General features: G+C 66.9%; 15 protein-coding genes. 1 reads left to right on the plus strand and 14 read right to left on the minus strand.

The features are described 5' to 3' along the window. Positions 1-706: 706 nt before the first annotated feature. Genes WDZ95_RS03710 through WDZ95_RS03725 form a run of 4 tightly spaced genes read right to left on the minus strand, consistent with a single transcriptional unit; the run spans position 707 to position 4,771 of the window. Complete coding sequence (locus WDZ95_RS03710) at positions 707-1,675, minus strand: PDR/VanB family oxidoreductase (protein ID WP_166223250.1); 969 nt, start codon at positions 1,673-1,675, stop codon at positions 707-709. A 10-nt stretch (positions 1,676-1,685) separates the two neighbouring features. After that, positions 1,686-2,465 carry an SDR family NAD(P)-dependent oxidoreductase gene (locus WDZ95_RS03715; RefSeq protein ID WP_166223248.1) on the minus strand — a complete coding sequence of 260 codons (780 nt, stop codon included), beginning with the start codon at positions 2,463-2,465 and terminating at the stop codon, positions 1,686-1,688. 8 nt (positions 2,466-2,473) lie between these two features. Next, a complete protein-coding gene (locus WDZ95_RS03720; RefSeq protein WP_425776303.1) occupies positions 2,474-3,454 on the minus strand; it encodes a Bug family tripartite tricarboxylate transporter substrate binding protein in 981 nt (326 codons plus the stop codon). A gap of 42 nt (positions 3,455-3,496) precedes the next feature. Next, positions 3,497-4,771 carry an aromatic ring-hydroxylating dioxygenase subunit alpha gene (locus WDZ95_RS03725; protein ID WP_166223242.1) on the minus strand — a complete coding sequence of 425 codons (1,275 nt, stop codon included), beginning with the start codon at positions 4,769-4,771 and terminating at the stop codon, positions 3,497-3,499. 155 nt (positions 4,772-4,926) lie between these two features. Between WDZ95_RS03725 and WDZ95_RS03730 the strand changes: the two genes are divergently transcribed. Then, a complete protein-coding gene (locus WDZ95_RS03730) occupies positions 4,927-5,706 on the plus strand; it encodes an IclR family transcriptional regulator (RefSeq protein WP_166223239.1) in 780 nt (259 codons plus the stop codon). A 139-nt stretch (positions 5,707-5,845) separates the two neighbouring features. Here the strand turns inward: WDZ95_RS03730 and WDZ95_RS03735 are convergent, their stop codons facing one another. The 10 genes from WDZ95_RS03735 to WDZ95_RS03780 are packed head-to-tail and all read right to left on the minus strand — an operon-like array spanning position 5,846 to position 17,144. Beyond that, on the minus strand, positions 5,846-6,553 hold the full coding sequence (locus WDZ95_RS03735; protein WP_166223236.1) for an ABC transporter ATP-binding protein: 708 nt from the start codon (positions 6,551-6,553) through the stop codon (positions 5,846-5,848). After that, positions 6,553-7,302 carry an ABC transporter ATP-binding protein gene (locus tag WDZ95_RS03740; RefSeq protein WP_166223233.1) on the minus strand — a complete coding sequence of 250 codons (750 nt, stop codon included), beginning with the start codon at positions 7,300-7,302 and terminating at the stop codon, positions 6,553-6,555. Before WDZ95_RS03740 ends, WDZ95_RS03735 begins: the two co-directional genes overlap by 1 nt. Further along, complete coding sequence (locus WDZ95_RS03745; protein WP_425776306.1) at positions 7,299-8,351, minus strand: branched-chain amino acid ABC transporter permease; 1,053 nt, start codon at positions 8,349-8,351, stop codon at positions 7,299-7,301. The genes WDZ95_RS03740 and WDZ95_RS03745 overlap by 4 nt, the downstream gene beginning before the upstream one ends. Position 8,352: 1 nt before the next feature. Continuing rightward, the gene (locus WDZ95_RS03750; RefSeq protein ID WP_166223230.1) at positions 8,353-9,246 is read right to left on the minus strand and encodes a branched-chain amino acid ABC transporter permease; all 894 of its coding nucleotides are present in this window, start codon (positions 9,244-9,246) and stop codon (positions 8,353-8,355) included. A gap of 22 nt (positions 9,247-9,268) precedes the next feature. Further along, the gene (locus WDZ95_RS03755; protein WP_166223227.1) at positions 9,269-10,453 is read right to left on the minus strand and encodes an ABC transporter substrate-binding protein; all 1,185 of its coding nucleotides are present in this window, start codon (positions 10,451-10,453) and stop codon (positions 9,269-9,271) included. 40 nt (positions 10,454-10,493) lie between these two features. Then, positions 10,494-11,306, minus strand: a complete 813-nt coding sequence (locus WDZ95_RS03760; protein WP_166223224.1) for an enoyl-CoA hydratase/isomerase family protein — start codon at positions 11,304-11,306, stop codon at positions 10,494-10,496. 43 nt (positions 11,307-11,349) lie between these two features. Continuing rightward, positions 11,350-12,897 (minus strand): AMP-binding protein, encoded by a 1,548-nt coding sequence (locus WDZ95_RS03765; RefSeq protein ID WP_166223221.1) that lies wholly within the window; start codon positions 12,895-12,897, stop codon positions 11,350-11,352. After that, a complete protein-coding gene (locus WDZ95_RS03770; protein WP_425776309.1) occupies positions 12,890-13,393 on the minus strand; it encodes a (2Fe-2S)-binding protein in 504 nt (167 codons plus the stop codon). The genes WDZ95_RS03765 and WDZ95_RS03770 overlap by 8 nt, the downstream gene beginning before the upstream one ends. Continuing rightward, complete coding sequence (locus WDZ95_RS03775) at positions 13,390-14,205, minus strand: FAD binding domain-containing protein (protein WP_166223213.1); 816 nt, start codon at positions 14,203-14,205, stop codon at positions 13,390-13,392. Before WDZ95_RS03775 ends, WDZ95_RS03770 begins: the two co-directional genes overlap by 4 nt. Further along, positions 14,202-17,144: a xanthine dehydrogenase family protein molybdopterin-binding subunit gene (locus tag WDZ95_RS03780; protein WP_425777251.1), complete on the minus strand. Its 2,943-nt coding sequence runs from the start codon at positions 17,142-17,144 to the stop codon at positions 14,202-14,204. Before WDZ95_RS03780 ends, WDZ95_RS03775 begins: the two co-directional genes overlap by 4 nt.

Below are 17,144 nucleotides of genomic sequence, written 5' to 3' on the forward strand. Positions count from 1 at the left end.
GAACGCTAGGCGTGGTGCGGGGTTGCGAGGGGCTGGGAGATCTCTCTCGGCTCTCAAAAGTACCGGGAGTGGCCCTCTTGGGCGGGCCACGAGAGGTTTTCTCTCAAATCCGGGATTCGGCCGATCCCAATAGGTCCGGATCGACAGGTCTGCCAACGATGTGAACTCGCCCGAGTCAAGGCTGGTTCGACCGCGCAACCAAGCATCGGTCAGCCCAACGCATCCGTTTCCTTGGGCCACGGGACGCGCCAGCATGCTGAAGCTAAGGCAGCGCGCCATAGTCCGCACTGCAGCGGTTGCTGCCGGTCGATAGTCAGCTCTAAGTGGGCGCCAAGTACCCCGTTGCAGTCGTTCTTCCACGAAACGACTAGAGCGAAATCTTGCCGGGGGCTGGGGTGTGGCTAGACTGCCGCTATCGGCCAGGAGCAGGCGGTGGGGTACTTCCGGAGCGGACGCTCAACGTTTGAGCTGAGGGGCCGGCACCTGGATGGCGCTTGGCCCGCCAATCGGATGACGATATCGAGCGCTTCGAGGGCCGAGTGCCATTCCGGTGGAGGTCCCGCTCCAGCGAAGGGTTAGGCGTCGCCTCACGGGAGTGAGCGAATCCAGCTTCGTAAGTGCGCCACGGACTTCCACCAGCTCTCTGGGCTGCTGCCGGTTTCACAGAGACCTTGTTAAGGTGACTGCGACTTGAGTACCAAGCGTCCTAGGCGTCAAGCACCAGAACACTAGATCTGCATCGAGAGACGCAGATCATCATGGATTTGTTCGCCGCACGTTCGCTTTCGGTAAGGATGCTGTCGAGGTGTTCCACTTCGCCCGCAAGAACGCGCGTTTCGCAAGCGCCGCAAAGCCCCTCGCGGCAACTGTGATCGGGCGATAGTCCTGCCTCCAGCATGGCGTCCAGCACCGAGCAGTCGGCACGTACCTCAATACGCCGCGTGCTGCGACGCAATTCCAGGGTGAAGGTCGTGGGCTCGGTCGACGCGGTCAGTGTCGGCACAGCCGCGAAGCGTTCGATATGCGCGTTAGGCAACTCCAGCACTTCGCAAGCCGACAGGAAGGCGTCCAACATCGGACCGGGTCCGCAGGCGTAGAAGTGGCTGTGTTTGGCAAACGGACGCAGCCGTTCGCGCAGGTCCGGGGGCCCACCCGCCTCGTCGTCGAAATGCCAGTGCACGCGCAGCGTGGGCGAGGCTAGCTCGTTCAGGCGCTCTAGGAAGGCCGCATCTGCGCGCGAGCGCGCGCAGTAAACAAGGTCAGCCGAACGCCCTGAGGCAGACAGGCGGTCGAGCATGCACAGGATGGGCGTGATGCCGATTCCGCCGGCCACGAACACCGAATGCGCGGCCGAATCGTGCAGAGGAAAGTTGTTGCGCGGTGCCGAGATCGTTAGCAGTTGCCCCACGCGCAACTGCTCATGCACGAAAACTGAACCGCCGCGGCTCTTGCGGTCCTTGAGCACGCCGACCACGTAACGCCCGGTCTCACCGGCCGGGTTCAGCAGCGAGTAACTGCGCACTAGGCCGTTGTCCAGGTGTAGGTCGATGTGCGCACCAGGCGCGTGCGGCGGGAACACCACCCCCGCGTGCTCGGGGCGCAGTTCGACGCTCACCACGTCGCGCGCCTCGTAACGCAGGCAATGGACGCGGGCCTTGAGGGTGGCAGTCGTCATCGCCTATCCCTCACATGATGTGAAGGCCGCCATCCACCATCAGCGTGGTGCCGGTGATGAAGGAACCCTCGCCTGAGGCGAGCCACAGGATCGGCCAGGCAATCTCCTCAGGGCGCGCCCAGCGTCCTATGAGCGAGGTGTCCTTGCGTTCGGTGCTGAGCTGTTCCACGCTCTTGCCCGCCGCCGAAGCGCGGCCCACGTGAAAATCGGTCAACGTGGATCCCGGGCATACCGCATTGACGCGCACACCGTGCGCCGATTCCTCGAACGCCAAGGTGCGTGTGAAGGCCAGTTGTGCGGCCTTGGTGGCGTCGTACAGCGCCATGCCCCTGCGGCCGGTGACAGCGTAGCAGGAGGACACGTTGACGATGGCGCCCGCGCCCGAGCGGCGCAGCGCCGGCAGCGCGGCCTGGCAGTAGTTGGACATGCCCGCCAGGTTCACCGACACGATGGCCTGCCAGTCGGCGGGCGACACCTCGGCCGCCGGCAGGTAGTTGCGCATGGCGGCGTTGTTCACCAGCACGTCCAGCGCGCCCCAATCGTCCAGGCAGTGGGCCACTGCGGCCTGCGCTCGCGCCGGGTCCGACACGTCGGCCGCGACACACAACAGGCGCGCCTCGGGCTGCGCTTCGAGGATCGCCGCGCGCGTGCGCTCCAGCGCCTGCGCGTCAGCGTCCACCATCGCCACCGCCGCGCCCTCGCGGCAGAACAGGGCGGAGGCGGCCGCGCCGATGCCGGCGCCCCCGCCCGTGATCATGGCCACGCGGCCGGCCAGTCGCAACGATGCCATGCCTGTCCTCAATCCAGCTTGATGCCGTTGTCCTTGATGACCTTGCCCCAGCGCGTGATCTCAGACGAGATCCAGGCGCTGAACTCGCGCGGCGTGCCGGCCACCACCTCGAACTCCATCTCGTGCAGGCGGGCCAGGATGTCGGGCGACTTCAGGATCTTCACCATCTCTTCGTTGTAGCGCTTGATGATGTGCGGCGGCGTACCCGCCGGCGCGAGGAAGCCGATCCACGAAGTGGCCTCGAAGTCCTTCAGACCCGACTCCGCCAGCGTGGGCACATCGGGCGTGCTGGGGAATCGCTTCAGGCCAGTGCTGGCCAGCAAGCGCAGCTTGCCTTCCTTGACGAAGCCCTGCACGTTGCCCGGCACGAAGAAGCCGGTCTGCACCATGCCGGCCACCAGGTCGGACACCGCGGGTGCGGCGCCCCGGTAGGGGATGTGCGTGATGTTGAAGCCGGCCTCCGACTTCATCATCTCCATCGTCAGGTGCGAGGCGCTGCCCACCGAGACCGAGCCGTAGTTCAACTTCTGCGGGTTCGTCTTGGCGGTTGCGATGAATTCCTTGACGCTGGTGATGCCCGTGGCCGGGTTCACCACCAGATACTGGGGCGACTTCACCGCCAGCGTGATGGGCGCCAGGTCCTTCATCGGGTCGTAGGGCATCTTGTTGAAGAGGCTCACGTTGATGGCCAGCGGCCCGTTGTAGCCCACCAGCAGGTGGTGGCCGTCGGGCGCGGAGCGCACGATGTCCAGCGCGCCGATGTTGCCGCCCGCGCCACCCTTGTTCTCCACCACGAAGGGCTGGCCGAACACCTCCTGCAGCTTGGGCGCCACCAGGCGGGCGAGCACGTCGTTGGTGCTGCCCACGATGGGCACCATGATGCGCACCGGCTTGATGGGCTTCCAGTCGGCCGCGCTCTGAGCCCACGAGGGGCTGGCGGCGGCCACACCCAGCAGGGCGGCGGCGAGAAGGGATCGGCGTGGGAACATGTCTTGTCTCCTATGGTTGGTGTGTGTGGCCGGCTCAGGCCCTTACAGAGTGAAAACCGGCTTCTCGATGCTGTTGGCCAGATGCTCTTTGGCCCACTCGACGGGGTTCTGCTCCTTGGGCAGCAGGACGCCGGCGGGCCGCACCCGCTGCTGGCTGGCGTCCAGCGCAGGAGGAGTGATCCCCTGTTCAATTCCCGTTGCGGCTTCTGCCAGCATGCGACGCGCCATCACGATGGCCTTGTCGGTGGGCAGCAGTTGCTCGGCCTCGTGGTTCTGGATCGGGCCCATGCTTTCCTGCAGGGAGTAGTCCTGCGCGGAGAAGCCGAACACGCCGCTGTACGAACGCTTCTCGCGCTGCGCCACACGGTCCATCAGGTAGTCGTTGTCGCGATTGGCCTTGGGGACGAAACTACCCGGGGCCTCGTACTCCACGTGGATGCCCTGACCTGCCTCCATGGCCGAACGCTCTTCGTCGGTCAGCGGACGGAAGGGCTGCCAGTTGATGCTCCACGCCCAGCAATGGTGGTCGTCGATGGGGACCCACACGTGGCCACCCAGTGCGTGCTCGCCGAAAGGCGCGATCAGCGTGAACCAGGGGAACAGCCACTGCGTGACGCGCCAGTAGTAGGAGTCGGGCTCGCCATTGCGACGGCCGAACAGACCCAGGCCGTATGGCGTTTTTTCGATCTCGAACACCACGTTGCCATCGGCCTTGATGTAGTCGAGCGCCTTCACGCCCTGGTGCATCGGGTCGGTGTCCACCTCGTAGCGGTGCACGTAGGACACGTGCGCGGTGTCGATGCCACCTTCCATCGCCTGCAGCCAGTTGCTGTATTGCAGCCGCTTGGACACGTACACGTGGCTCTCGGGCAGTGTGCACCACTCGATTTCGGGCGGGGCGGGCTGGTGCTCGGCTGGACCCATGTACGCCCAGACAATGCCGCCGCGCTCCACGCAGGGATAGCCCTTGATGTGCATGCGCGCGCACGACTGGGGCGAAGACGGGACGTCCACGCACTTGCCGTCGCCGTCGAATTTGACGCCGTGGTACGCGCAACGAATGCCGTTTTCTTCGTTGCGACCGAAGTACAGCGATACGCCACGGTGCGAGCAGAACTCACTGATCAGGCAGGCGCGGCCCTCCGTGTTGCGAAAGGCCAGCAGCTTTTCGCCCAGCAGTTGCACGCGTACCTGCGGTCCGTCGGCTTCGGCGATTTCCCTCGATGCGAGCGCGGGCACCCAGTAACGGCGCAGCAGTTCGCCCATGCGGGTGCCAGGACCCACGCGGGTCAGGGTCTCCGACATTTCCTTGTTCATTGCTTGTGTCTCCACATGAAATATGTCCTCCTGATGGACAGTTGATTCATTATGTGGACACACTTGATCTATGTCAACAGCCAGACATCATGTCCATCAGATGGACATATCGATTCCGTAAGATCGACAATCGCCGGTTGTCAGGAGCACAAAGCATGGAAACGGCTGAAAAAGCAGGGGAAGGTGTCCGCGCGGTGGACAGGGCGCTGGACATCCTGATGGCATTCACGGCAACCGACCACCGGCTAACGGCTGGGGAACTGGCCCGGCGCGTGAACCTGAGTCGCCCCACGCTGTACCGACTGCTGCGCACGCTGGAGCACAAGGGCTTCATCGTCTCGTCGGGTGAGCCGCAGCGATTCGAGCTCGGCCCATCGGTGGCCAATCTGGCGCACGTGTGGGGAGCGGGCTTGGACATCGCCAGCGTGGCGCAGCCCATGATGCGCCGGCTTTGGGAAGCAACGGGTGAGACGGTATCTCTATTGGTCCATCAAGGCCGCAGCCGCACTTGTGTTGCCGAGTTGCCAAGTGCGCAGCCTTTGAGTTTCAAGCGCGGAGTTGGGTACAGCACAGACGTGACCCTGGGCGCCAGCGGCCGCGTGATCCTAGCGCACACAGCCTTGCCCGAGGTGTATCTGGAGGACAAGGGTGCAACCCAGTTTGACGTTGCGAGCTATCTCAAGCAGCTCGCGGCCATACGAGAACGGGGATACGAGATAAGTCGTGATGAACTGATACAGGGTGCCGTGGCCGTCGCTGTGCCCTATTTCGACAGCAACGGACGTGTAAAAGGGTCTCTTGCCGTCTTTGGCCCCAGCGTTCGAATGGACGCACAGCGCGTCGATGCTTGTGTGACCTTGCTGAAGGAGGAAGGTGCGAAACTTTCTGCGGCCCTGGGCTACGCTGACAAAGTGCCAATCAGACGGCAAGGCTGATCGAAGCGGCCAACAGTGCGAGTTGCGACACCTGCGACCACTCGAACAGACTGCTTCTCCCCTAGATTCACGACAGTCCCACCATCAATGCACAACTGCTCGCGAACATCGGCAGCCGCCGCCAACCGTGCTGGCGGGACTACACGCTGATGCGGCCGATTAGCGCCTGACGGTCGCCTGGATCGGCTGATTTACCCTCGGCGACCACTTGACCACGTTCGATCAGATAGTGCCGCGTAGTCAGGTTCAACGCGCGATGCACGTTCTGCTCGACAAGCACTATTGGTGTCCCTTCATGGGCCAGCTTGCCGATCAGCTCGAATATCTCGTCGACGATCATCGGCGCTAGCCCCTCTGTGGGTTCGTCGATAAGCAGGAGGCGCGGAGCGCCCGCCAGCACACGCGCGATCGCCAGCATCTGCTGCTCGCCACCTGACAAGGTGGTACCCATCTGGCGCCGCCGTTCGGCCAGCCGGGGGAATCGCTGGTAGGTGTCGTCGAGGCGCCGACGGGATTCGGCCCGGCTGCGCGATGGGCACTGCATCTGGCCCAGTCGCAGGTTCTCTTCCACGGTGAGTCCGGGAAAGATGCGCCGGTCCTCGGGCACCAGGCCGATACCGCGGCGGCAGATCTGATCGGCACTGACGCCGTCGAGACGCTCGCCATCGAACAGCACCTGTCCGCTCGACGGAGAAAGCCAACCCGCAATGGTCTTGATCACGGTGGTCTTGCCCACGCCGTTGCGTCCGAACAGGCCGATCACCTCGCCCTTGCCCACGCGCAGGTCAATGCCTTGCAGCACGTGGCTCAGACCGTAGTGGGTATGAACGCCTTTGAGTTCGAGCATCAGTGCTTCTCCCCGAAGTAGGCGGCCTGCACCGCCGGATTGGCGCGCACCTCGGCCGGTGGGCCCTCGGCCAGCTTCTGACCCTGGTGCATCACGACCACGTGGTCCGACAACTGCATCACCAGATCGACGTCGTGTTCGACGAGCAGGATGGACAGCCCGTGGTCACGCGACAGGCCCCGGATCAGGGACTCGGTTTCGCGGGTGTCGGTGTGGCTCATGCCCTGGGTGGGCTCGTCGAGCAGCAGCATGCGCGGTCGCGAGGCCAACGACACCGCGATCTCCAGACGTCTTTGTTCGCCATGCGACAGGTAGCCGGCCAGCTCGTCGGCCTTGGCGCGCAGCTCGAACTGACCGAGAAGCTCGTCGACCCGGTGCGAGGCGATGGTGCTGCGCACCAGTGGCCGGAACAGGCCGCGGCCACGCTCCAGAAACTGTGCGGCCAGGCGAAGGTTCTCGCGAACCGTCAGATCGAAGAACAGGTTGGTGATCTGGAAAGAACGCGACAGCCCGTTGGCCAGTAGCTGGTGCGGTGCCTGGCTGGTGACGTCCCGGCCATCGAAGCGCACGCTGCCGGCCGTGGGGCGGATGGCACCGCTGATGAGGTTGAACAGGCTGCTTTTGCCTGCCCCGTTGGGCCCGATGACCGCGGTGATGCGGCCGGGCTGGGCCTCGAAGCTCACGTCGTGCACGGCCTTCAAAGCGCCGAACTGCACGCTCAGGCCCTGAACCGAGAGGATGGCGCTCATGGGCGGATCTCCTTGCGCGGGTGGCGGCGGTCCAGCCAGCGCTGCAGTGCCGGCGTGGCATAGCCGATCAAGCCGCGTGGCATCACGATGACGACGATCACGAACATCACGCCAATGACGATGTGGTGATGCGCGGTGAAGGACCCCACCACCGAGCGCAGACCGGTGAGGATGGCCGAGCCGTAGAGCGGCCCAATCAAGGTTCCGGTCCCACCGACGATGACGTTGATGACCGCATTGCCCGAGACCTGGAAGAACATCAGTTCGGGCGAAACGAACCCGCGCAGCATGGGGTAGAGCGCGCCGCTCGTACCCGCGATGCAGGCGGCCCCCACGAAGGCGCCCAACTTGTAGCGCCAGGGGTCGACCCCGAGAAAGCCCACGCGGTGCTCGTTGGTGCGGATGGCATCGAGCTGGCGGCCCGCTGGGGTGTCCATCAGGTAACGCAGTCCGATGTAGATCGCGCCGATGAACGCCAGCACCAGCAGGAAGAATCCTTCGGGCGTGCCCGAGTTCAGGCCGGGGATCACCGTGGCTGCGGGCACGCCGATGATGCCGTCGGAGGCCCCAAGCTCGCGCATGTTGTAGATCACCTTGGACAGCACCTGCGCCATGCCGAAGCTGATGAGCGCGAAATAGACCCCCTTGGAACGTATGGCAATCAGGCCACCGATGAGGCCGGCCACCATGCTGAACGCCAGCGCGCTGGCCATGGCCAGCCACAGGGAGTCGCTCCAATGCTTGAGCACCAGTGCCGACACGTACGCGCCCAGGCCGAAGAACAAGGCTTGTCCCAGCGGGAGCAATCCGACGCGACCCAGCAGCAGGTCCACCGACAGCGCCAGACCACCAAAGATCAGGGCCTCCGTGGCCAGGCGCAGGTAGAACACGTCGTCCAGGGCGAGCGCGGTGGCGCCGAACACCAGGGCCCCGGCAAAGAACAGGATGGCCAGCCATGACGCGGCGGAGCGTCGCCGTGCCGGGGGAGCCAGGGCGTCCATGGCCTTGCGCCCCGAGGCGATCGCGGAAGGAGATGCGGGTGTGGTCATCTCAAGCGCTCCCGAGTTTTCCGAACAGCCCTTGCGGACGCCACATCAGCACCAGCACCATGATCCCGAACAGCAGCGGATCGCTCCACACCGGCGAGATGTAGAGGCTGGAGATGGACTGCACCTGCGTGAGCAGCAGACCGGCCAGCACAGCGCCCTTGATGGAGCCCATGCCGCCGATGATCACCACGCTGAAGGCGATGAGTACGAAGTCGCGCCCCATGGTGGGGAACACCGAATAGATCGGCGCGAGCAGCACGCCCGCAATGCCCGCCAGCGCCACACCGAAGGCAAAGGTCGCGGCATAGACGCGGTGCACCGGCACGCCGAGCGAAGCGCTCATGTGACGGTCGTACGCGGCAGCTCTCACCACCGCGCCCACCGACGTGCGGAACACCAGCAGCCAGACGGCGGCGATCAGCGCGCCGCCGAACAGCATCACGAACAGGCGGTAGTTGGGAAAGAACAAACCCACCATCTCGGTGGCGCCGCTGATGGGCGCCTCCATGCGCAGCGGGTTGGCGCCGAAGACGATCTTGAGCGCGTCTTCGAGCACCACCGCCACGCCGAAAGTAAGCAGCAGGGTCAGCGTGTGGCGGTCCTTGCTGTGGAACACGCGCTGGATCAGGCCACGTTCGGTGGCGTAACCCAACACTGCCATCAGCAGCGGCGTGAGGGCAAGCGCCCACCAGAACGACAGCCCTAGGCCCAACAGGGCCACGGCCAGGTAGGCACCGATGGCGTAGAACTCGCCGTGCGCCATGTTGATGACATCCAGCAATCCGAAAATGATCGTCAGGCCCAGGGCCATCAACGCCACGGCCACGCCGATGGAAAGGCCATTGATCATCTGCGGTGCCAGCACGAACTGCAGCCACTCCAGGGCGTTGCTCATGGTGTTGGGCTCCAGGCGTTGATCAGAAGCGGTTGCAGACGTCGGGACCGATCGCCGCGTCCGCCTTGACCTGCCCCACGAGTTCGAACTTGCCGCCATTCACACGCATGGCATACATGTCCTGCATGGCCTGGTGGTCGCCGGCGCGCATCGTCTTGGTGCCCTGCGGCGTGCTCCATTGCAGGCCCCGCATCGCGGTGCGGACCTTGTCGGTGTCGGTGCTGCCGGCTTTTTCGACCGCGGCCTTGTAGAAGAACAGCACGCCGTAGCTGTCGGCGCCGTACAGGTCGGGCGCAGACTTGTTGGCCGCTTCGAAGTCGGCCACGAACTTGCGGTTCTCGGGTGAGTCGATGCTGGTGGCATAGCCGACGCCGGTCACGAAGCCGTCAGCGGCCTTGCCGATGGCGGGCAGGTTCTGCGAGGTCACCGTGCCAGAGGCGCCCACCACCTGCACGTTGCGGCTGATGCCGAACTCGGCCATCTGCGAAAACAGGCGCACCGTGTCGTTGCCCGCCACCGACGTGTAGATGACCGCCGGACGGGCCGAGCGCATCTGGCCGAAGAAGGGTGAGTAGTCCTTGTTGTCGAGCGGTGCGAACACCTCGCCGACCGACTTCGATCCCTTGGCCTCGGCGGCAGACTTGAAGGCGGCCACCGTGCTGCGACCCATCTCGTAGTCCGGTCCGAGGTAGAACACGTTGGCGTTGGGTTTGGTGCCCGCGACCCAGTCGGCCAGCGCGGCCGATTGCATGCCCGCCCTCGCGTTGACGCGGAACACATTGGGCGAGCACTTGTCGCCGGTGATCGAGTCCGCGAACGACACGGTGGTCGCGATCAGGCGGCCGTTGCGCTCGGCGAGCTGGCCCACGGCCAGGGTGGATCCGCTGTTCACGGTGCCGGTGAGGAAGTCGACCTTGTTCACCTGGAACAGCTTCTCGGCTTTCTGCACGGCCACGGCGGGGTTGGCCTCCTCGTCTTCGTAGATCAGTTCCAGCGGACGCCCGGCCACGCCACCGGCGGCGTTGATCTGGCGCGCGGCCAGGTCCAGCCCCCACTTCACCTGCTGGCCGATGCCGGCGTAGGTGCCCGACAGCGGCGTGACCACGCCGATGCGGATGGGCTGCGCCTGTGCCAGGGTGTTGCCGGCAAAACCGGCCAGGGCGAGCGCCAGCGGAAGGGATGCGGTGCGAAGGGTGGTGGTGTTCATGTCTGTCTCCTCAGGTGGGGTGGTGGTGGCGGCGGGGAAATCAGGTGCCGTTGAAACGAGGGCGGCGCTTGTCGTGGAAGGCTTCCACGCCTTCACGGAAGTCGTTCGAGCTGCGCAGGCGCGAGTAGCAATGCCCTTCGAGCTCGATGGCGATCGACAGGGGCGAGTCCTCGGTGTCGTTGAGCAGCTTCTTGGCGGTACGCTGGGCCAGCGGCGAGAAGCCGCGCAGTTCGTCGACCAGCGCGTCGGTGGCGGCCTCGAGTTCGGCGTCGGGCACGCACTCGGTGGCCACGCCCCAGTCGCAGGCCTGGGGACCGGCGATGCGGCGGCTGCGCATCACGATGTCCTTGGTGCGCGTGATGCCGACCATCTTCTGCAGCCGGGCCGAGCCGCCCGAACCGGGGATCTGCCCCAGCTTCTGTTCCGGCAGCGCGTACAGCGTGGTCGGCGTGACCAGGCGGAAATCGCAGGCCAGGGAGATCTCGAAACCGACGCCGAAGCAATAGCCGCGTGCGGCAGCGATCACCGGTTTGCTGCAGCGGGCTGGTGCGGCCACGTTCCAGGCCAGCTTGCTCACGTGCTCGGGCGAGGCCTCGAGAAAGCCCTTGATGTTGCCGCCGCTGGAGAAGTGTTCGCCTTCGGCTCGCAGCACGATCACGCGCACGTCGTCGTTGGCGTCCAGGGCTTCGAAGGTAATGCGCAACTGCTCGCGCTGCGTCATCGAGATGACGTTGAACGGCGGTCGACAGAGCACGATGTCGGCGCGCTGGCGCGCGGGGTCGATCTCGACGCGGTAGCCGTCGAACGCAGCACTCAGGGTGAGCGCGGGGTGTTTCAGGTCATTGAGTTGCATGGCGTCCTTGCGGGGGGTGGGAGAAACGAAAGGGAGGCAGCCGTCAGGCCGGTGGCACGGCGGGCAGCGGTGGGGGCGCGGCGTCGAACTCGCCGGCCACCAGCTTGCGGCGCAGCACCTTGCCCACGGGCGACTTGGGGATCTCGCGCACGAACACGTACTCGCGCGGGCGCTTGAAGTTCACGAGGTCGGAGGCGCGGCAATGCGCGTCCAGCGATTCGGCGGCCACGTTGTCGCGCGCCTTCACGAAGGCCACCACACGTTGGCCCCAGCGCTCGTCCTTGAGTCCGGCCACCGCCACTTCATCCACCGACGGGTGCAGCGAAAGCACGGATTCGATGTCGACGGGCGAGATGTTCTCGCCGCCGCTGATGATCATGTCGTCCACACGGCCGGTGACGAACAAATCGCCTTCTTCGTCGACATAGCCGGTGTCACCGGTGAAGTACCAGCCGTCGCGCAGGCTGCGCGCATTGGCCTCGGGGCGGTTGTGGTAGCCCTCGAATGCTTCGTCGCTGAGCAGGTCGGCCACGATCTGGCCCTCCTCGAGCGGTGCAGCCACATGCTGCGGGTTCTTCGAGTCGAGCTTGATCACCCGCAGGCGGGTGTTGATGCCCGCGCGGCCGGCCGACCCGGGCTTGCCCACGGCGTTCTGGTTGATCGAGAAGGTGTAGATCTCGCTGCTGCCGTAGTGATTCACGAACAGCTCTGGCTGGAAGGCCTGCTGCAGGCGCAGCAGCAACGCGTCGTGCATGGGCGCGCCGGCGAAACCGAGCTTGCGCACCGATTGCGTGTCGGTGCGCTTGAAATCGGGGTGCGAGAGCAGGTCGTGATAGAGCGTGGGGACGAGGTAGAGATGGCTCACGCGCTCGGCTTCGATCGCGCGCAGCGCGGCCGCGGCGTCGAAGCGGGGCATGCAGACGAAACGGCCATCCACCAGTGCCATGGTGAGCAGCGACCGCACGCCCATGGTGTGGTAGAGCGGCATGACGCCAAGCGTGCGTTCGCCGTAGCCATAGCGGTTCTGCGCCACGTGCGCCAGGGCGGCCACGCGCTCCGCGCGCTGCCGGCGCGGCACGCCCTTGGGCGCTCCGGTCGTACCCGACGTGTACAGCATGAGGGATAGGTCTTCGGCCCGCGCCAAGGGCGTCGGATCGGCAAGCTCGGCGAAGGCTTGTGCAAAGCGGGGGTCGTCGCCGGCCACATCCCCAACGGTGATGCGCACCACGGCCCGTGCCAGCAGCGACTGCGAGACCGCCTCCTGCGACACCGCTTCGTACACCAGCAGTTTCGCGCCCGAGTCGCCCAGCGCGTAATCGATCTCCTCCGGCTTGGCGCGCCAGTTGAGTGGCGTCATCACCAGGCCGGCAAACTGGCAGGCCCAGTGCAGCGTGGCGGCCTCGTGCCGGTTCTGCAGCACCCCGAGGACGTGATCTCCCGGGCGCAGGCCCAAGGCCGCCAGACCGCGTTGCACGCCACCGATGGCACGCGCCCATTCAAACCAACTCAGGCGCAGGGCGCCATCGACCAGTGCGGTGGCTGCGGCCGCGCGGTCCACGCTTTGCAGGAAGGTGCGTCCGAGATCAAGCACGGGCCACCTCCATCACGGCGTTGACGATCGGCGTGTAGCCGGTGCAGCGGCACAGGTGCCCGCTGAGCATGTCGCGCACCGCGGCCTCGTCGGGCACCTGGCCGTTGGCGCGCTGGCGCTGCAGCCAGTCGGCGCTGGACATGAGGATGCCCGCGGTGCAGAAGCCGCACTGCAGCGCATGGTGGCGCTTGAAGGCGGCCTTGAGTGCGTCCAGCACCGCGTCGTTGCCGCCGGGGTTCTCCACGGTGTCGACCTGGCGTCCGTCCACCTGGACCGCCAGCGTCAGGCAGGCACGGGCGGCCACGCCGTCGATGCGCACCGTGCAGGCGCCGCAGACACCGTGCTCGCAGCCCACGTGGGTGCCGGTGGCACCGAGTTCATGGCGCAGGAAATCGCTGAGCAGCAGCCGCGGTCGGGCCTGACCGCTGCGCGTGCGGCCATTGAGGGTGAGGCGCACCGTGTGCAAGGCCTCGCGCTCGAGAACGGGGTGGTTCATGCAGGTCTCCGTGCTTGCTGGATGGCCTGTCGCGCCAGACGGCGCAGCAGGTGGCGGCGCGTGGCCGCGCTGGCGTGGGCGTCATCACGAACGTCGAGCGACCACGCGAGTTCGTTCAGGGCATCGTCGAGCGCGTCATCGGCCAACGGCGGCAATTCGACGGCGTGCGGCCGGTCACCCAGGCCGCCCACCGCCACCCGCATGCCTTGTGCATGGGCGATCGCCGCGACCGCGCACAGCGCGAAATCGCCGTGGCGGCGGGCGTGCTCCGCAAACCCGAAGGACTGACCTGCGGCGGGGCGCGGGAAACTCACCGCTTCGATGAGTTCGTCGGCCCGGCGCACGGTGCTCAGCAGGCCGGTGAAGAAGTCGTTGGCAGCCACTTGGCGGCGGCCGCGTGCGCTTCGCAGGTGCACCGTGCCCTGCAAGGCCACCAGGCACAGCGGCAGCTCGGCCGACGGGTCGGCGTGCGCGATAGAGCCGCACACCGTACCGCGGTTGCGGATCTGGACGTGCGAGATGTGCGGGATCGCCAGCGCCAGTAGCGGTGGCACATCGGGATGGGCCTGCAACTGCGCTTGCGTGACGGCCGCGCCGATGCGCAATACGCCGGGCTCCACCGCGATGGACGCCAGCTCGGCGCTACGCGAGATGTCGATCAACAGCGCGGGCTGGGCCAGCCGCATGTTGAGCACGGCCATCAAGGACTGACCTCCGGCCAGGATGCGTGCGCCTTCGCCATGGCGCTGCAGCAGCTCGGCGGCGACGGCAGCGCTGTCGGCGCGCACGTAGTCGAACGCCGCGGGCTTCATGCCTTGACTCCCAGGCGCTGCAGCAAGCGGCGCCACCAGGCCACCGGCGCGGCATCGCCGCCCGCGGCCTGACGCCCTAGCGATTCGAAGAGCTGCGCCACGATCACGCGCGCCGCGCCCTCCAGCATGCGGCTGCCCACCATGGCCACCTTGCCACCCACCTGGGCGCGGTAGTCGTAGTGCAGCAAGGTGCCACCGGCCGTGGCTTCCAGCCGCACCAGGCCATCGCCCGCTCCCGTGCCCAGGCTGGAGCTGCCGCTGCCGGCCAGCCGCAGCCGGTGCGGCGCCTCGATGTCGGAGAGCGTGATGCGCGCTTCGTAGCGCGCCTTGATCAGCCCGATGCCCACCGTCACATCGGCCCGGTAGCGGTTCTCGCCATCGGCCTGCAGTGCGTGGCAACCCGGGATGACGCGGGCCAGCGCCGCGGGGTCGAGCAGCACGGCAAAGACGCGCTCGGGCGGTGCGGCAATGGCCACCGTGCCTTGCGCGGCAAGCGACAGACCGTCGCCCGCCGCAACCGACGCGGGGACAGGCGCCTTCGGGTGGCGCGGCGCGGGGTCGGCCGTCTGCAAGTGACGGAGCACGCGATCGGGCGTGAGCGGCAGTCGGATGTCGGCGACGTCGCGCAGCGGACGCAGCGCGTCCGCGAAGGCATTGGCGACGCAGGGCGGCGTGCTCATGTTGTTGCCTTCGCCCAGGCCTTTCGCGCCCAACGGCGTGAAGGGGCTCGGTGTCTCCAGGTGCACGATCACCGGATCGGGTGTCTCGCACGTGGTGGGCATCAGGTAATCCGCCAGCGTGCCGCTCTGGAAGCTGCCGTCGGCGCCGTAGCGGATCTCCTCAAGCAGGGCGGCGCCCAGTCCCTGCGCAAAGGCACCGCGGATCTGGCCGTCGGCCAGCGCCGGGTTGAGCAGACGCCCGGCGTCGTGCGCCGTGATGTAGCGGTCCACACGCACCGCCCCGGTGTCGGGGTCGATCTCCAGGCCGCAGACGTCGAACACGAACCCATAGGCGGCCGAGGTGTTGACGCGGTCCTGGGAGTCGGGCGCGCGCAGGGTCTCGGGCGTCCAGAAGGCGGTCTCGCGCAGACCCGGTGTCTCGCCCGCCGGCAGCAGCGCAGGGGCCCAGTGCGGACTGGCAGCCAGTCGCGTGAACGACTGGGTTTGCGCTGGCTGTCGGCGGTTGAACACCTTGCCGCCCTCGAAGCCGATGTCGGCGCAGTCGCAACCCCAACCCGCGGCGGCGATGCGCGCCAGCTTGTCGCGCAGGCGCTGCGCGGCCAGGTGCACCGTGCCGGCCACGGCGCCGGCGAAGCGGCTGCTGTAGTTGCCCGCGGCCACGCTCCAGGCGTCCTTGGCGGTGTCGAACTCCACGTTGACGACCACCTGGGTCGGGTGCAGGCCCAACACGTCCGCCACCACCTGGGCGCACACCGTCATGTGGCCCTGGCCTGCGGGGGCGGAGGCGATGGTCACGTTGACGCCACCCAGCAGGTCGATGGCGACGGTGGCGCTGGCGATGGCGCCGTTCTTGGGCCCGGCCTTGGCGCGCTGTTCGGCCGTCAGCACGGTGCTGATGTAGCCCATGTTCGACACCGACGGTTCGACGATGGCGGCCACGCCGATGCCGTAGAGCCGGCCCGCGGCCCGCGCCGCGCGCTGACGCTCGCCGAGTTGCCGGGCATGGGCTTCGGCCATGGCCATGTGGGTCAGGCGCGCGTAGTCGCCGGAGTCGAGCACCGCGCCGGCGGCCGCGGTGTAGGGAAAGGCGTCGGCCGGCACGTAGTTGCGCAGGCGCAGCTGCACTGGGTCGATGGCCAGTTCGACCGCGATGCGGTCCATCAGCCGCTCCAGCGCGTAGTACACCTGTGGCCCACCGAAGCCACGCACCAGGCCGGTGGGGGTCTTGTTGGTCACGACCACGCGGTTGCGGACCGCCAAGTGCTCGATGGCGTAGGCGCCGGTGAGCGCGCCGTGCATGCGGTAGAAGGTGGCGGGTTCGGGTGCGCGCAGGTAGGCGCCCACCTCGTCGGCCTGGTCGTAGCGCAGCGCCAGCAAGCGGCCCTCGGGCGTGACGGCGGCCTCGATGGTGGTCAGCCTCGCGGTGGCAGAGGTGGCCGCGCTCAGGTGCTCCAGGCGGTCCTCGACCCACTTCACCGGCGCACCCGCCTTGCGAGAGGCCAGGCACATCAGCACCACGTACGGGAACACCGCCTGCTTGACGCCGAAGCTGCCCCCCGAATCGCGGGGCACGCGATGGCGCAGCTTGTTGCCAGGCACCTTCAGGGCCATAGCCATCACCGCGTGCAGCGAGAACGGCCCCATGAAGTTCGAGAGCACGTCGTAGCCCTCGTCGCCAGGCAGGTGCTCGGCGATCACCACACCGCATTCGATGGGCGGGCAGCTGTTGCGCGGGTAGTGCACGGTGGTGCGAACGGTGCGCACGCCGGGTTGGGCAAAGGCCGACCCGGGGTCGCCGTAACAGAACTCCCGGTCCGACACCACGTTGCTGCCCACCGCCTCGTGCAGCGGCAAAGCGCCGTCCTGCAACGCACGTTCGATGTCCATCACCACCGGCAGGGGCTCGTACTCGACACGCAGCAGATCGAGCGCGTCCTCGGCGATGTAGCGGTCCTCGGCCACCACCACGGCGACCGGTTCGCCCACGTGGCGCACGCGGTCCACAGCGAGGGCCCAGTGCTGCATTGGCTGCTTGACACCCACCACGAAGGGCTGGGCCCAGGCCTGCACGTCGGCGCCGGTGAGCACGGCGCGCACGCCGTGCAGGGCGAGTGCCGCTTGCGTGTGGATGCCGAGCAGCCGGGCGTGCGGATGGGGAGAACGCAGGACCGCCGCGTGCAGCGTGCCCGGGCGTGTGCCCAGGTCATCGGCGTAGGCGCCGCGACCGTTCAGCAGGGCATCGTCTTCCAGCCGCTCCAT

The sequence above is a fragment of the Hydrogenophaga sp. T2 genome (genome assembly GCF_049843535.1).
Lineage (GTDB): Bacteria > Pseudomonadota > Gammaproteobacteria > Burkholderiales > Burkholderiaceae_C > Hydrogenophaga > Hydrogenophaga crocea.

Bases quoted from the DNA above. Each gene is read 5' to 3' on its own strand.
- WDZ95_RS03750 (WP_166223230.1), bottom strand. From the start codon at position 9,246: ATGAGCAACGCCCTGGAGTGGCTGCAGTTCGTGCTGGCACCGCAGATG.
- WDZ95_RS03740 (WP_166223233.1), bottom strand. From the start codon at position 7,302: ATGAGCGCCATCCTCTCGGTTCAGGGCCTGAGCGTGCAGTTCGGCGCT.
- WDZ95_RS03780 (WP_425777251.1), bottom strand. From the start codon at position 17,144: ATGGAGCGGCTGGAAGACGATGCCCTGCTGAACGGTCGCGGCGCCTAC.
- WDZ95_RS03745 (WP_425776306.1), bottom strand. From the start codon at position 8,351: ATGACCACACCCGCATCTCCTTCCGCGATCGCCTCGGGGCGCAAGGCC.
- WDZ95_RS03735 (WP_166223236.1), bottom strand. From the start codon at position 6,553: ATGCTCGAACTCAAAGGCGTTCATACCCACTACGGTCTGAGCCACGTG.
- WDZ95_RS03730 (WP_166223239.1), top strand. From the start codon at position 4,927: ATGGAAACGGCTGAAAAAGCAGGGGAAGGTGTCCGCGCGGTGGACAGG.
- WDZ95_RS03710 (WP_166223250.1), bottom strand. From the start codon at position 1,675: ATGACGACTGCCACCCTCAAGGCCCGCGTCCATTGCCTGCGTTACGAG.
- WDZ95_RS03775 (WP_166223213.1), bottom strand. From the start codon at position 14,205: ATGAAGCCCGCGGCGTTCGACTACGTGCGCGCCGACAGCGCTGCCGTC.
- WDZ95_RS03755 (WP_166223227.1), bottom strand. From the start codon at position 10,453: ATGAACACCACCACCCTTCGCACCGCATCCCTTCCGCTGGCGCTCGCC.
- WDZ95_RS03715 (WP_166223248.1), bottom strand. From the start codon at position 2,465: ATGGCATCGTTGCGACTGGCCGGCCGCGTGGCCATGATCACGGGCGGG.
- WDZ95_RS03770 (WP_425776309.1), bottom strand. From the start codon at position 13,393: ATGAACCACCCCGTTCTCGAGCGCGAGGCCTTGCACACGGTGCGCCTC.
- WDZ95_RS03760 (WP_166223224.1), bottom strand. From the start codon at position 11,306: ATGCAACTCAATGACCTGAAACACCCCGCGCTCACCCTGAGTGCTGCG.
- WDZ95_RS03725 (WP_166223242.1), bottom strand. From the start codon at position 4,771: ATGAACAAGGAAATGTCGGAGACCCTGACCCGCGTGGGTCCTGGCACC.
- WDZ95_RS03720 (WP_425776303.1), bottom strand. From the start codon at position 3,454: ATGTTCCCACGCCGATCCCTTCTCGCCGCCGCCCTGCTGGGTGTGGCC.